Source organism: Pseudomonas sp. EB271-G4-1 (assembly GCF_058791355.1).
This window is the reverse complement of sequence record NZ_JBYTEO010000063.1, coordinates 1-14,047: the sequence shown is the minus strand read 5'-3', so window position 1 is coordinate 14,047 and position 14,047 is coordinate 1. Positions and strand designations below refer to the sequence as shown.

Sequence of the window (14,047 nt, the reverse complement as noted above, 5' to 3'; positions counted from 1 at the left end):
ACGAGCAGGCGAACGCTAGCCCGGATCGCGGAAACCGGGGTGGAAGTCCTTCGGCACCGCCACGCTGACGCTTTCGCGGGTGGCAATGTCGATGCCCTCACTGGCGACCTCGGCGAGGAAGTCGATTTGCTCCGGGGTAATCACATACGGCGGCAGGAAATACACCACGCTGCCCAATGGCCGCAGCAAGGCACCTCGCTCCAGTGCATGCTGGAACACATTCAGGCCGCGACGCTCCTGCCATGGGTAGGCCTCTTTGCTGGCCTTGTCCTTGACCATCTCGATGGCCAGCACCATGCCGGTCTGGCGCACTTCGCTGACGTTAGGGTGGTCGACCAGATGTGCAGTGGAGGAGGCCATGCGCTGCGCCAGCGCCTTGTTGTTCTCGATGACCTTGTCTTCTTCGAAGATATCCAGCGTCGCCAGGGCCGCCGCGCATGCCAAAGGGTTGCCCGTATAGCTGTGGGAATGCAGGAAGGCGCGCAGGGTCGGGTAATCGTCGTAGAAGGCGCTGTAGACGTCATCGGTGGTCAGGCACGCCGCCAGCGGCAGGTAGCCGCCGGTCAGGGCCTTGGACAGGCAGAGGAAGTCCGGCCGGATACCCGCCTGTTCACAGGCGAACATCGTCCCGGTGCGGCCGAAGCCCACGGCGATTTCGTCGTGGATCAGGTGCACGCCATAGCGGTCGCAGGCTTCACGCAGCAGCTTGAGGTACACCGGATGGTACATGCGCATGCCGCCGGCGCCCTGGATCAGCGGCTCGACGATCACCGCGGCAACGGTGTCATGGTTCTCGGCCAGGGTTTGCTCCATGGCGGCGAACATGTTGCGCGAGTGCTCTTCCCAGCTCATGCCCTCGGGGCGCAGATAGCAATCGGGGCTCGGCACCTTGATGGTGTCGAGCAGGAGCGCCTTGTAGGTTTCGGTGAACAGCGGCACGTCGCCCACCGACATCGCCGCCATCGTTTCGCCGTGGTAGCTGTTGGTCAGGGTAACAAAGCGCTTCTTGTTCGGCAGGCCGCGGTTGAGCCAATAGTGAAAACTCATTTTCAGCGCAACTTCGATGCAGGACGAACCATTATCGGCGTAGAAGCATCGAGTCAGGCCCTCCGGCGTCATCTTCACCAGGCGCTCGGACAACTCGATCACCGGCTGATGGCTGAACCCGGCGAGAATCACGTGTTCCAGTTGATCGACCTGGTCCTTGATGCGCTGGTTGATACGCGGGTTGGCATGGCCAAACACGTTCACCCACCAGGAGCTCACCGCGTCGAGGTAGCGCTTGCCTTCGAAATCCTCCAGCCACACGCCTTCACCGCGCTTGATCGGGATCAGCGGCAGTTGTTCGTGATCTTTCATCTGGGTGCAGGGATGCCACAACACCGCGAGATCGCGTTGCATCCACTGATTATTCAGGCCCATGTTCAGTCTCCTCGAGGCGGTCCGTGTCGTGCGCGGACATACAATCGCGCAAGCCTATGCAATGCGTGCCTCGGGAACAACCCATTGTGTTGTTTGAGCTACTTTGTATAGGACGGTAGACGTTGCTGGCAGGCGTCTGGCGGCTGACGTATCCTTCGCGGTTCTGGAGCCGCCTGGCTCGCAAAAACCGCTATTTTTCCTGTATTTCCGGAGTTCGCTGAATGTCTGTCGGTTGGCTGCGCGCCTGTGCGCTGGTGATGTTGGGGCTGTTCAGCGTGTCTGCGCTGGCCAAGGATAAAACCGCGATCGTGATCGGCGGCGGGGTCTCGGGCCTCACGGCTGCTTACGAACTGCAGAAAAAAGGCTGGCAGGTCACGCTGCTGGAAGCCAAGCCGAGCCTGGGCGGCCGCTCCGGCATGGCGACCAGTGAGTGGATCGGCAACGACAAGACCCAGCCGGTCTTGAACAAGTACATCTCGACGTTCAAGCTGAGCACCACGCCAGCACCTGAATTCGTGCGCACCCCGGGCTACCTGATCGACGGTGTGTATTACACCGCGGCCGACTTGGCCACCAAGGATCCAACTACTGCCGAAGCGCTCAAGCGCTACGAAAAGACGGTGGACGACCTGGCGCGCTCGATCGAAGACCCGCAAAACCCGTCAGCCAACAACACGCTGCACGCCCTGGACCAGATCAACGTGTCCAACTGGCTCGATCGCCTGAGCCTGCCGGCCACTGCCCGTCAGTTGGTGAACCAGCAGATTCGTACCCGTTATGACGAACCTTCGCGTATCTCGCTGCTGTACTTCGCACAGCAGAGTCGCGTTTATCGTGGCGTTTCCGACCGTGACCTGCGCGCGTCGCGCCTGGTCGGTGGCAGCCCGGTGTTGGCCCAGGCCTTCGTCAAAGAACTGAAAACCATCAAGACCAGCTCCCCGGTCTCGGCCATTACCCAGGACAAGGACGGCGTCACCGTCAAGGTCGGCAGCGTTGGCTACCAGGCTGACTACGTTGTGGTGGCCGTGCCTTTGCGTGCCCTGAACAAGATCCAGATGACCCCGGCACTGGACGCCCAGCACCAGGCCGCGATCAAGGGCACCAACTACGGTTGGCGCGACCAGATCATGTTGAAGTTCAAGACGCCAGTGTGGGAAAGCAAGGCGCGCATGTCCGGTGAGATCTACAGCAACACCGGCCTGGGCATGTTGTGGGTCGAGCCGGCGCTGAAGGGCGGCGCCAACGTGGTGATCAACCTGTCCGGCGACAACTCGCGGGTCATGCAGGCGTTCGGCGACAAGCAGATGGTCGATCAGGTACTGATCCGCCTGCACGCGTTTTACCCACAGGCACGCGGTTCGTTTACCGGTTATGAAATCCGTCGCTACAGCACCGACCCTTCGATGGGCGGCGCTTACCTGGCCTTCGGCCCGGGTCAGATCAGCAAGTTCTGGCGTCTGTGGGAGCGTCCGGTTCAGCGTGTAGCCTTTGCTGGCGAACACACTGACACCCTGTACCCGGGCACCTTGGAAGGCGCATTGCGCACCGGTCAGCGTGCGGCCAGCCAGGTTGAAGACCTGGCGGCGGGCAAGTCGTTTGACCCGGCGAAAGCCGCTCCAGTAGCCGCTGCCGCTGCAGCCGGCGCGGTGGCAGCGAAGAAGGGCAACTTCTTCAGCAACCTGTTCGGCGGCTCGGATGACGAGAAGAAGCCACAGCCGATCAAGACACCAGAACCCGTCGCACCGGCTCCCGCACCAGCCCCGGCGCCGACCCCTGCACCTACTCCGGTCGAAGCGCCGAAGCCTGCGGCACCGGTGAAAGCCGAGCCTGCGAAGAAAGCACCGGCAAAAGCGCCAGTGAAGAAGACCGAGGCGAAGAAAACGTCGGCCAAGGCACCGGCGAAAAAGGCCGAACCGACCAAGAAGCCAGCGGCGACCACGGTTACCAAGGCCCAGTAACGTTCAGGCGTAAAAAACGCGGCTCATGGGCCGCGTTTTTTTTTTGCCAGATCTCGGCGTTGTCTCCCGTCCTACATGCGCCAGCGATATCAGAGACTTCCCACAAGCGAATCAGAAGGGGGTGATGGGTAGAGCTTGATCTTGGGCCCATGCTCTTCAAAAACTGGAGAGCATATGAAAGAACTGACAGTAATCATCATATTGATAACCCTTTTGGGTTGTGCAAATGCGGAGATATTTCATGAGGGATATCGCCGGGGATACGGGCATGAACTGGCCTATAAATGCGATATGGATCCGTACAATCCTGACTGTCTGCAGCCCCCTTCCGTGTACCACAATTAGGAAGGTCGATATCGCCCCGCTAAGTCTACGTAGCGTTCAAGCACAAAAAAGCGCGGTTCAAGGCCGCGTTTTTTTTACGCTTGAAAAAATGAGGCAAGAAATCGAATAAACCTTTTGATACAGGTGTTCTCTGGTTTGTATTCACTTCTTTTCACAATTTCGACTTTAATCTTTCCTTAACCCGCGTGATTTAGGCTATTGATCGCATTTCTCGATATTTCAAAGCGAAATTTTCCGCTTTAATCCGATAGATAAATCGATAGTCTTGGGCCAGCACTTACAGGGATATGGGCAATGCAGCTACGAAATTCTACTTCCCGCTACGGCTGGGTCAGCATTTTCATTCACTGGAGTGTGGCGCTGGCGGTTTTTAGCCTGTTCGCGTTGGGGTTGTGGATGGTCGGGCTCGACTACTACAGCACCTGGCGCAAAGACGCACCGGACCTGCACAAGAGCATCGGCCTGGTGTTGTTGGGTGTGATGGTGTTGCGGGTGGTGTGGCGTTTCATCAGTCCGCCGCCGCCGACCCTGTCCAGCTACAGCCGCATGACGCGCCTGGGCGCCAAGTTCGGCCATGGCTTTCTGTATCTCAGTCTGTTCGCTGTGATGATTGCCGGTTACCTGATTTCCACCGCAGAAGGTGTCGGTATCCCGGTGTTTGGCTTGTTTGAAGTGCCTGCGCTGGTGTCCGGGCTACCGGACCAGGCAGATACCGCCGGTGTGATTCACCTCTGGCTGGCATGGATACTGGTAATTTTTTCCGGCCTCCATGCGTTGGCAGCATTGAAGCACCACTTTATCGACCGTGATGTGACCCTCAAGCGAATGCTGGGTCGCAAAGCCTGAAGTTCAACCTCGACTCCAAAGGAAAACAATGTATGTTGAAAAAGACTCTGGCCGCTCTGGCAATCAGTTCCGCCCTGTTGTCCGCCGGTAGCGTCATGGCCGCTGACTACGTGGTCGACAAGGAAGGCCAGCACGCCTTCGTTGACTTCAAGATCAGCCACCTGGGCTACAGCTTCATCACCGGTACTTTCAAGGACATCGACGGCAAGTTCAGCTTTGACGCTGCCAAGCCTGAAGACAGCAAGATCGAGTTCAACGTAAACACCGCCAGCGTGTTCACCAACAACGCTGAGCGTGACAAGCACATCTCCAGCAAAGACTTCCTGAACGGGAGCAAAGCCACCTTTGTTTCCACCAGCGTCAAGCCAACCGGCAAAAACGCCGCTGGCAAGGACACTGCGGACGTGGCTGGCGACCTGACTATCCTTGGCGTGACCAAGCCAATCGTGGTCAAGGCTACCTTCCTGGGTGAAGGCAAGGATCCATGGGGCGGCTACCGTGCAGGCTTCGAGGGTACCTTCAGCCTCAAGCGTTCCGATTTCGGCAAGCAGAAAGACCTGGGCCCATCGTCCGATGCAGTTGAAATGTACGTGACCTTTGAAGGTGTCAAAGCGAAATAATTTTCGCCGCTGACAAAAACGCCCGCCGCTCTCACGAGCGCGGGCGTTTTTTACTGCCGTACACAAACCCCTGTAGGAGCGAGCCTGCTCGCGAAAAACCCATAGGCGCCGCTGGGCATCTGGTTTAACGCGTTATCGTTCACGACCATCGCGAGCAGGCTCGCTCCTACAGGTTTTGTATCGCTCAAAAAAATGCCCCGGATCTTTCGATGCGGGGCATTTTTCATTTCAGCGATAACTCAGCGATTACGAGTCAGCAATGCCGGTTTTTCGCCACGAGGACGGCTTGGCAGTTGATCCAGTTGCTCAGGTGTCGGGAAGCGATCGGCCTTCGACTCCTTGTGCATGATCTTCGGCGCCGGACCACGCGGGTTCTGCACGGCCGGTTCCGAACGCGGTTGATCGTCACGGGCCGGGCGGCGGTTGCGCGAGTCTTCGCGACGGGCCTGGCCATCACGTGGAGCGCCGCTGCGTGGACCGCTGCGCTTGGCTGGCGGGGTGCCGGTGCTGGCGCCATCGCTGTTGCGCGGACCGTTCTGGCGACCGCCCTGCGGCTTGCCACCACGTGGAGCGCCTGCGGTTGTGCCTTGTGCCGGAGCACCCGGACGACGTCCGCGGCCTTGGGCCGGTTTCTGCTGCGGAACGTAGTCGACGCGGTTACCGAAGTTATCGATATCGTCGTCCAGGAACTCGTCCGGCGCACGATCAGCTGCGGCACGCGGCGGCTGGCTTGGCTGACGCTGTTCGCGGGCCGGGGTGCCTTCACGGGGCTTTTGCTGACGGGCTGGACGCTCACCGCGCTCACCCGCCGGTTTTTCCTTGCCCTTGTCCTTGCCTTTGTCCTTGCGACCGCCACCACCACCGCCGCCATTCGGACCATCGCCGCGCGGGCCACGTGGATTGCGCGGGTTGCGCATGTCCGGACGCTCGCGCGCTTCGGGTTTCTCGGCTTCCACGGCGCTGGCATCGAAGCCCATCAGGTCGCCGTCGGCGATTTTCTGCTTGGTCATGCGTTCGATGCTTTTCAGCAGTTTTTCTTCGTCCGGGGCCACCAGCGAGATCGCCTCGCCCGAACGACCGGCACGGCCAGTACGGCCGATGCGGTGCACATAGTCTTCATCGACGTTCGGCAGTTCGAAGTTGACCACGTGTGGCAGCTGGTCGATGTCCAGGCCGCGAGCGGCGATGTCGGTGGCAACCAGGATGCGCACGGTACCGGCCTTGAAGTCGGCCAGGGCTTTGGTGCGCGCGTTCTGGCTCTTGTTGCCGTGGATCGCGACGGCGCTCAGGCCGTGTTTGTCCAGGTACTCGGCCAGGCGGTTGGCGCCGTGCTTGGTGCGGGTGAATACCAGCACCTGTTCCCAGGCGCCAGCGGTAATCAGGTGCGCCAGCAACGCACGCTTGTGGCTGGCCGGCAGGCGGAATACGCGCTGTTCGATGCGCTCGACCGTGGTGTTCGGCGGCGTGACTTCGATGCGTTCCGGGTTGTGCAGCAGCTTGCCGGCGAGGTCGGTGATGTCCTTGGAGAACGTCGCCGAGAACAGCAGGTTCTGACGCTTGGCCGGCAAACGGGCGAGGACTTTCTTCACGTCATGGACGAAGCCCATGTCGAGCATGCGGTCGGCTTCGTCCAGTACGAGGATTTCCACGTGGGACAGGTCAACGCTGCCTTGGCCGGCCAGGTCGAGCAGGCGGCCAGGGCAGGCCACCAGCACGTCTACGCCACGGGACATGGCCTGGACCTGCGGGTTCATGCCGACGCCACCGAAAATGCAGGCACTGACGAACTTCAGGTCACGGGCATAGACCTTGAAGCTTTCGTGCACTTGCGCCGCGAGTTCGCGAGTAGGGGTCAGGACCAGTACGCGCGGTTGGCGCGGGCCGTGACGCTGGGATTTGTCCGGGTGACCGTTGGGGAACAACCGCTCCAGGATCGGAAGGGCGAAACCGCCGGTTTTACCAGTACCTGTCTGTGCCGCGACCATCAGGTCGCGACCTTGCAACACGGCGGGAATGGCCCGCTGTTGCACCGGAGTAGGCTCGGTATAGCCCGCTGCCTCGATGGCGCGGACTAAAGCCTCGGAGAGACCGAGGGAAGCAAAGGACATGAGTAATCCTGTTTTAAGTTAGGGCTTGGCCCAATGGGAGTCTTGCCTGGCGCGAATGGCGTTTATGAGGAACGCAATCCCGTCCGGTCCTGCTTCGGTCACGAAGGCTCGTCTGGAGCGCTCGCGCGGGCTGAAAAGCTGCGCTGTAGCGGGTTCGAGATGCCTTGAACGGTTCCGAGCGTCCGGGCGTGAGCCTGGCGGAAAGGCCGGAGTATAACAGAGCAATCACTGCGCGCCGCTTTCCTGCTGCTCAACGGTTTTTTCCGTGTTGGCCGTGGTCCGCCCGACGTTGATTGTAGCGGCCGGTGCGGCGCCATATCGGGCGCTGAGCTCGGCGTACGCGGGTTCGCGCTTGAAACGTTTGAGCTCGGCGCCGAAACGCTGCACCAGCAAGTCCATGCCGGCATTGCGGCGCACCGCCAGAAACTGGCTCTGTTGACTGATGACAGTGGGGTTTTCGGTAATTATGTTGCGGATATTCAGTTCGTCGAGCAAATGCTGGCCCACCCTGCGGTCGGTGATCAGCAGGTCGATCCGCCCACGCACCAGTTTGCCGAAGTTCGCTTCGTGGCTCGGCGCAGGTTCCCGGGTGAACAGGGTCGAGTCCCTGAAATCCTCGCTGTACAGGTAGCCAGGAGAGATGCCGATGGTCAGGCCGCGCAGTTCGTCGAGGGTGCGAAACGGATGGGGCCTGGCGTTGGCGTAGAACATCACGAACTGGACTTCCGAGAGCGGTTCGCTGGGGTAGAGCAGGGTCGCATCGCGTTCATCGCTATGGAAAATGTCCAGCGCGCCATCGGCCTGACCTGTTTCCAGCATCGAAAGGCAGCGTTTCCATGGCAGGAATTGCCATTCCACTTCGATGCCCAGGCGCTTGAAGACGATGGCGGTGGTTTCGTAGTCCAGCCCCAGGGCCTTGCCGTTCTCCTCGTACACGTATGGTGCCCAGGGTTCGGTGACAATGCGCAGCTTCTCGCCCCTAGCGGCAAAGCTAAGGCAAGTGAAAACAAGCAGGGCGACGAACTGCGTGATCAAAGGCATGGGCTTGAGATTACGACGAGAAACGCGAAAGAGCCAGAAACTGGCAGCAGATGCTCTAACTCCGCGTGTTGCATCACAGTAAACGTGCGTTGAATGCAAAAGATCGCAGCCTTCGGCAGCTCCTACATTGGAATGTGTATTCCCTGTAGGCACTGCCGCAGGCTGCGATCTTTTGATCTTGCTGTGTTTAACGCGGCAACTTCAGGTTGTTCCAAACCGCCAGGCTCGCTTCAGCCTGGTTCAGTGTATAGAAGTGCAGCCCTGGCGCGCCGCCCTGCAGCAGGCGTTCGCACATCTCGGTAATGACTTGCTCGCCGAAGCGTTGAATGCTTTGGGTATCGTCACCGTAGGCTTCCAGTTGCTTGCGGATCCAGCGCGGGATTTCCGCACCGCAGGCATCGGAGAAGCGTGCCAGCTTGCTGTAGTTGGTGATCGGCATGATCCCCGGCACGATCGGAATGTTCACACCCTTGGCCCGCACGCGCTCGACGAAGTAGAAGTAGCTGTCGGCGTTGAAGAAATACTGGGTGATCGCACTGTCGGCGCCAGCGTTGGCCTTGCGCACGAAGTTGTTGAGGTCGTCTTCGAAATTGCGTGCCTGAGGATGCATCTCCGGGTAGGCGGCAACTTCGATGTGGAAATGATCGCCAGTCTCTTCACGGATGAATTCGACCAGGTCGTTGGCGTGGCGCATTTCACCGCTGGCCATGCCCATGCCTGAAGGCAGGTCACCGCGCAAGGCGACGATGCGCTGGATGCCGGCGGCCTTGTACTGGCTCAGCAGGCCGCGCAGGTCAGCCTTGCTGTCGCCGACGCACGACAAGTGCGGTGCGGCCGGAACTTTGACTTCGCTCTCGAGCTGCAACACGGTGTTGAGCGTGCGATCACGGGTCGAACCACCTGCACCGTAGGTGCAGGAGAAGAAATCGGGGTTGTACGTGGCCAACTGGCGGGCAGTGGCAAGCAGCTTTTCATGCCCAGCATCGGTCTTGGTAGGGAAGAACTCGAAGCTGTAGCGACGATCTTGGGACATGGTCATATCCTTGGAAACACGTAAGCCTGGAAGACATGCACATCCCCATGTGGGAGCGGGCTTGCTCGCGAAAGCGGTGCGTCAGACAACATTAATGTCGAATGATAAACCGCCTTCGCGAGCAAGCCCGCTCCCACAAGGGAGAGCAGGCTGCAGAACCGATCAGTAGCGGTAAGCGTGCGGCTTGAACGGACCTTCGACCGTCACGCCGATGTAGTCGGCCTGGGTCTTGGTCAGTTGAGTCACGACGCCGCCGAAACCGCGGACCATTTCCAGGGCCACTTCTTCGTCGAGTTTCTTCGGCAGTACTTCAACGGTCAGGCGCTCGGCTTTCTGGGCTGGCGACAGGTCGGCGTATTTCTGGCCGAACAGGAAGATCTGCGCCAGTACCTGGTTGGCGAACGAACCGTCCATGATGCGGCTCGGGTGGCCAGTGGCGTTGCCCAGGTTAACCAGGCGGCCTTCAGCCAGCAGGATCAGGTAGTCGTCGTTCTGCGGATCGAAGCTGCCAGCGCCGGTACGGTGGATCTTGTGAACCTGCGGCTTCACTTCTTCCCATGCCCAGTTCTTGCGCATGAAAGCGGTGTCGATTTCGTTGTCGAAGTGGCCGATGTTGCAGACAACAGCGCGCTTCTTCAGGGCCTTGAGCATGTTCGCATCGCAAACATTGACGTTACCGGTGGTGGTCACGATCAGGTCGATCTTGCCCAGCAGCGCTTTGTCGATGCTTTCTTCGGTGCCGGTGTTGATACCGTCGATGAACGGCGAAACCAGTTCGAAACCGTCCATGCAGGCTTGCATGGCGCAGATCGGGTCGACTTCGGAAACCTTGACGATCATGCCTTCCTGACGCAGGGACTGGGCCGAGCCCTTGCCCACGTCACCGTAGCCGATGACCAGCGCTTGCTTGCCGGACAGCAGGTGGTCGGTACCGCGCTTGATCGCATCGTTCAGGCTGTGACGGCAGCCGTACTTGTTGTCGTTCTTGCTCTTGGTCACCGAGTCATTGACGTTGATGGCCGGGATTTTCAGCTCGCCCTTGGCCAGCATGTCCAGCAGGCGGTGCACGCCGGTGGTGGTCTCTTCGGTCACGCCGTGAACGCGATCCAGTACCTGTGGGTACTTCTTGTGCAGCAGTTCGGTCAGGTCGCCGCCGTCGTCGAGGATCATGTTGGCGTCCCATGGCTGGCCATCCTTGAGGATGGTTTGCTCCAGGCACCACTCGTACTCTTGCTCGGTTTCACCTTTCCAGGCGAAAACCGGAATGCCGGCAGCGGCGATGGACGCAGCAGCCTGGTCTTGAGTCGAGAAAATGTTGCAGGACGACCAGCGTACTTCGGCACCCAGGGCAACCAGGGTTTCGATCAGCACGGCGGTCTGAATGGTCATGTGGATGCAGCCGAGGATCTTCGCACCCTTGAGCGGTTGCTCTTCGGAGTACTTGCGGCGCAGACCCATCAGGGCTGGCATTTCCGATTCGGCGATGATGGTTTCGCGACGGCCCCAGGCAGCCAGGGACATGTCGGCGACTTTGTAATCGTTAAAATCTGCAGGCGTGATAACAGCGCTCATGAAGAGTCTCCATTCGTAATGTATGCGAATGGGCGCCGTTGTGCGTTTAGTGTCTGGCCGTTGATGGCCAAGCAACGCCCCATCCGAGCCTGACAGGTCTAGCCTGCTGCAGCGCCCCTCGGACAGGTGGCGGGAAAACGGTAGCAAGTGAAGATTACCGTTTTGAAACGGGGGCGATTATAGCGGGCTATGCTGATCTTCCAAAGGGTTTCTGTCGGTCAATGTGCGAACGGTAATACTGGCTATAGAAGATCCCGAATAGAGCTCTGGCCCGGGGTCTGCCAATATACCGTCCATCATTCGGCAAGGCGCTCAGGAGTGCATATGAATTTCCACACCCGCAAATGGGTCAAGCCCGAAGACCTCAACCCCAATGGGACACTGTTTGGCGGCAGCCTGCTGCGTTGGCTCGACGAAGAAGCGGCGATCTATGCCATCGTCCAGCTGGGCAATCAACGCGTGGTCACCAAATACATTTCCGAGATCAACTTCGTCAGCGCCTCGCGCCAGGGCGACATCATCGAGCTGGGTATCACCGCCACTGAATTTGGTCGCACCTCGATCACCCTCACGTGCGAAGTGCGTAACAAGATCACCCGCAAAAGCATCCTGACGGTGGAGAAGATTGTTTTCGTCAATTTGGGCGAAGACGGATTGCCTGCGCCGCACGGGCGGACCGAGATCAAGTACGTCAAGGACCAGTTCAAGGATGAAGGCGCCGTCGAATAATTTGTGGATGACGAACGGAATCTGAACCGCGCGGGTCGTAACTACATCGCACGCCAGCGGTTCAGGAGTTCCATGGACACTAAAAAAGACGGCAAGACCCCCGACCTTTCGGAAAAAGAGCAGCACGAAGTCGAAAAGAACCAACCGCCACGCGCGGCGGTGCTGCACGAAATTATCCGCACCCAGGGCGATCAGGAACTGGAGCGCAGCGTTGCTGCGCTGTGGTGGTCGGCGTTGGCTGCCGGCCTGACCATGGGCCTGTCGTTGATGGGCATGGGCTTGCTCAACTCCCGACTGCCGGACGGCGAAGGTTTCAAGGTGATAGCCAGTTTCGGCTACTGCGCCGGTTTCCTCGCGGTGATTCTTGCCCGCCAGCAACTCTTCACCGAAAACACCCTGACCGCCGTGCTGCCGATCATGAGCAAGCCCACGCTCGGCAATTTCGGCCGATTGCTGCGATTGTGGGGGGTGGTGCTGGTGGGCAACCTCTGCGGCACCTTGCTGGTGGCTTACGTCATGCTTGAGCTGCCGATTTTCGACAGCAAGACCGACGAGGCCTTCCTCGATATCGGCCGCAAGGTCATGGAAAACGATGCCAGTCAGATGTTCGCCAAGGGCATCGTTTCGGGCTGGATGATCGCCACCATGGTCTGGATGATCCCGTCGATGGAGAGCGCCAAGATGTGGATCATCATCCTCATCACCTATCTCATGGCGCTGGGGGATTTCACGCACATCGTGGTCGGTTCGCTGGAGGTCGGTTATCTGGTGTTCGCTGGCGAGCTGCCGTGGAAAGATTTCTGGCTGGTGTTCGCAGGTCCCACGCTGGTGGGGAACATTGTTGGTGGTAGCTTCATCTTTGCATTGATCAGCCATGCGCAGATTCGCAGCGAGAGCGGGCCACCCAAAAGCGCGGCGGAGCAGGCTGCAAAACCTGATCCGCAAGCGCAAAAAAAATAATCAACCCGGCACATTTACCGCAGCGGCACTGCGCCGTTGCAGGTAAATGAAATACAGCGCGGCCAACACCGTCAAGCCACTGACCATGGCGCCGGTCCACGGCAGGTCCGCAAGATCTGCACCGCTGGCGACTACCAGCCCACCGATCCAGGCACCTGCTGCGTTACCGAGGTTGAATGCACTCTGGTTCAGCGTCGAGCCCAGGTTGGGCGCTTCATGGGCTTGATCGATGATCAGCAGTTGCAGGATCGGGCATAGGGCAAAGGCGAAAAGGCCCCACAACACCAGGGTGATTGCCGCGGGAATTACCGAATGGCTGGTCTGGCTGAACGCGGCCAAGACCACCACCACGGCCAGCGCCATGCCGACCAGTGAAGGCAACAGGCGGCTGTCGGCCAATCGCCCGCCGAGCATGCTGCCCGCCGTCAAGCCTACGCCGAACAACAACAGCATGATGGTCACGCCATGGGGGCTGACACCGGTGATGTCCTGCAGGATAGGTGCGATGTAGGTGAATACGCTGAACAGGCTGGTCGAGGCCAATACGCTCATGCCCAATGCCAGCAGCACGTTGGTCTTGCCCAGCACTTTGAACTCGCTTGCCAGGTTGGCTTTTTCCATCACGATGTTCTTAGGCAGCCAGACCCATTGCGCAATCGCCGCGATCACGCCGATCACCGACACCGCCCAGAACGTCGAGCGCCAGCCGGCGTACTGCCCCAGCGCGGTGCCCAGCGGCACTCCAAGCACGTTGGCCAGGGTCAGGCCGGTGAACATCATGGCAATCGCCTGGGCGCGTTTGTTCGGCGCCACCAGGCCGGCGGCAACCACCGAGCCGATGCCGAAGAACGCGCCGTGGCACAGCGCAGTCACCACGCGCGCGGCCATCAGCGTGGCGTAGTTCGGCGCCAGTGCGCAAAGCATGTTGCCCAGGATGAACATCAGCGTCATGCCCAGCAGTGTCGCTTTGCGCGGCATGTTGGCGGTGCCGACCGCGAGGATTGGTGCGCCGAACACCACGCCCAGGGCGTAGCCGGTAATCAGCAATCCGGCGTGGGGAATGCTGACCGCGAGGTCGCGGGCAACATCGGGAAGCAAGCCCATAATGACGAATTCAGTGGTGCCGATGCCGAACGCGGCAACAGCAAGGGCAAGCAAGGCGAGTGGCATGCGCAAGGTCTCTGTCGGTAGTCTTGACGCTGTGATCAGGCATACGCATGCCAGGACCGATCTCGATGAGAGCGGGCAAGGGCATTGTTATTGGAATTAGTCTGTGCGCAACTGAGTGCGGCGTGGTCGGTTGCAGTATAAACAGCTGCTGACATATGGCGAATCAATTCTCTCCCCAGCCCTTGTAGGAGCCGGCTTGCTGGCGATGGCAATCACAGGAACGCATGTCTCTTCTACACATCT

At 59.6% G+C, this 14,047-nt stretch carries 11 protein-coding genes and 1 riboswitch; of the genes, 5 read left to right on the top strand and 6 right to left on the bottom strand.

Annotated elements, in window-relative coordinates:
* Positions 1 to 15 precede the first annotated feature (15 nt).
* Positions 16 to 1,422 (bottom strand): adenosylmethionine--8-amino-7-oxononanoate transaminase, encoded by a 1,407-nt coding sequence (locus AC3WWR_RS25055; RefSeq protein WP_432668687.1) that lies wholly within the window; start codon positions 1,420 to 1,422, stop codon positions 16 to 18.
* A gap of 221 nt (positions 1,423 to 1,643) precedes the next feature.
* On the opposite strand from AC3WWR_RS25055, the gene AC3WWR_RS25050 reads away from it, so the two are divergent.
* The 3 genes from AC3WWR_RS25050 (at position 1,644) to AC3WWR_RS25040 (ending at position 5,191) form a co-directional block, all read left to right on the top strand.
* Positions 1,644 to 3,380, top strand: a complete 1,737-nt coding sequence (locus AC3WWR_RS25050; RefSeq protein ID WP_432668686.1) for a flavin monoamine oxidase family protein — start codon at positions 1,644 to 1,646, stop codon at positions 3,378 to 3,380.
* 639 nt (positions 3,381 to 4,019) lie between these two features.
* Positions 4,020 to 4,571, top strand: a complete 552-nt coding sequence (locus AC3WWR_RS25045) for a cytochrome b (protein WP_020797412.1) — start codon at positions 4,020 to 4,022, stop codon at positions 4,569 to 4,571.
* Positions 4,572 to 4,603: 32 nt separating this feature from the next.
* A complete protein-coding gene (locus tag AC3WWR_RS25040) occupies positions 4,604 to 5,191 on the top strand; it encodes a YceI family protein (RefSeq protein ID WP_008057034.1) in 588 nt (195 codons plus the stop codon).
* A gap of 239 nt (positions 5,192 to 5,430) precedes the next feature.
* Here the strand turns inward: AC3WWR_RS25040 and rhlE2 are convergent, their stop codons facing one another.
* The 4 genes from rhlE2 to ahcY form a co-directional block, all read right to left on the bottom strand.
* Positions 5,431 to 7,299, bottom strand: coding sequence for an RNA helicase RhlE2 (gene rhlE2 / locus AC3WWR_RS25035; RefSeq protein WP_033042455.1), 1,869 nt, complete (start codon positions 7,297 to 7,299; stop codon positions 5,431 to 5,433).
* 225 nt (positions 7,300 to 7,524) lie between these two features.
* Entirely contained in the window at positions 7,525 to 8,340 is an 816-nt protein-coding gene (locus AC3WWR_RS25030) for a substrate-binding periplasmic protein (RefSeq protein WP_020797415.1), read from the bottom strand.
* A gap of 187 nt (positions 8,341 to 8,527) precedes the next feature.
* Positions 8,528 to 9,373, bottom strand: a complete 846-nt coding sequence (gene metF, locus AC3WWR_RS25025; RefSeq protein ID WP_020797416.1) for a methylenetetrahydrofolate reductase [NAD(P)H] — start codon at positions 9,371 to 9,373, stop codon at positions 8,528 to 8,530.
* Positions 9,374 to 9,535: 162 nt separating this feature from the next.
* A complete protein-coding gene (ahcY, locus tag AC3WWR_RS25020) occupies positions 9,536 to 10,945 on the bottom strand; it encodes an adenosylhomocysteinase (protein ID WP_020797417.1) in 1,410 nt (469 codons plus the stop codon).
* Positions 10,946 to 10,968: 23 nt separating this feature from the next.
* Positions 10,969 to 11,071, bottom strand: a riboswitch (S-adenosyl-L-homocysteine riboswitch).
* A 198-nt stretch (positions 11,072 to 11,269) separates the two neighbouring features.
* Between ahcY and AC3WWR_RS25015 the strand changes: the two genes are divergently transcribed.
* Both AC3WWR_RS25015 and AC3WWR_RS25010 read left to right on the top strand, forming a co-directional pair.
* Positions 11,270 to 11,674 carry an acyl-CoA thioesterase gene (locus AC3WWR_RS25015; RefSeq protein WP_020797418.1) on the top strand — a complete coding sequence of 135 codons (405 nt, stop codon included), beginning with the start codon at positions 11,270 to 11,272 and terminating at the stop codon, positions 11,672 to 11,674.
* 72 nt (positions 11,675 to 11,746) lie between these two features.
* Positions 11,747 to 12,634 (top strand): formate/nitrite transporter family protein, encoded by an 888-nt coding sequence (locus AC3WWR_RS25010; RefSeq protein ID WP_020797419.1) that lies wholly within the window; start codon positions 11,747 to 11,749, stop codon positions 12,632 to 12,634.
* On the opposite strand, the gene AC3WWR_RS25005 is transcribed toward AC3WWR_RS25010, so the two are convergent.
* Entirely contained in the window at positions 12,635 to 13,804 is a 1,170-nt protein-coding gene (locus AC3WWR_RS25005) for an MFS transporter (RefSeq protein ID WP_020797420.1), read from the bottom strand.
* Between the last annotated feature and the right edge of the window lie 243 nt (positions 13,805 to 14,047).

What these genes read in the sequence shown, in the direction of transcription:
- AC3WWR_RS25055 (WP_432668687.1), bottom strand. Translation starts at nt 1,422, where the DNA reads ATGGGCCTGAATAATCAGTGGATGCAACGCGATCTCGCGGTGTTGTGG.
- AC3WWR_RS25050 (WP_432668686.1), top strand. Translation starts at nt 1,644, where the DNA reads ATGTCTGTCGGTTGGCTGCGCGCCTGTGCGCTGGTGATGTTGGGGCTG.
- AC3WWR_RS25045 (WP_020797412.1), top strand. Translation starts at nt 4,020, where the DNA reads ATGCAGCTACGAAATTCTACTTCCCGCTACGGCTGGGTCAGCATTTTC.
- AC3WWR_RS25040 (WP_008057034.1), top strand. Translation starts at nt 4,604, where the DNA reads ATGTTGAAAAAGACTCTGGCCGCTCTGGCAATCAGTTCCGCCCTGTTG.
- rhlE2 (WP_033042455.1), bottom strand. Translation starts at nt 7,299, where the DNA reads ATGTCCTTTGCTTCCCTCGGTCTCTCCGAGGCTTTAGTCCGCGCCATC.
- AC3WWR_RS25030 (WP_020797415.1), bottom strand. Translation starts at nt 8,340, where the DNA reads ATGCCTTTGATCACGCAGTTCGTCGCCCTGCTTGTTTTCACTTGCCTT.
- metF (WP_020797416.1), bottom strand. Translation starts at nt 9,373, where the DNA reads ATGTCCCAAGATCGTCGCTACAGCTTCGAGTTCTTCCCTACCAAGACC.
- ahcY (WP_020797417.1), bottom strand. Translation starts at nt 10,945, where the DNA reads ATGAGCGCTGTTATCACGCCTGCAGATTTTAACGATTACAAAGTCGCC.
- AC3WWR_RS25015 (WP_020797418.1), top strand. Translation starts at nt 11,270, where the DNA reads ATGAATTTCCACACCCGCAAATGGGTCAAGCCCGAAGACCTCAACCCC.
- AC3WWR_RS25010 (WP_020797419.1), top strand. Translation starts at nt 11,747, where the DNA reads ATGGACACTAAAAAAGACGGCAAGACCCCCGACCTTTCGGAAAAAGAG.
- AC3WWR_RS25005 (WP_020797420.1), bottom strand. Translation starts at nt 13,804, where the DNA reads ATGCCACTCGCCTTGCTTGCCCTTGCTGTTGCCGCGTTCGGCATCGGC.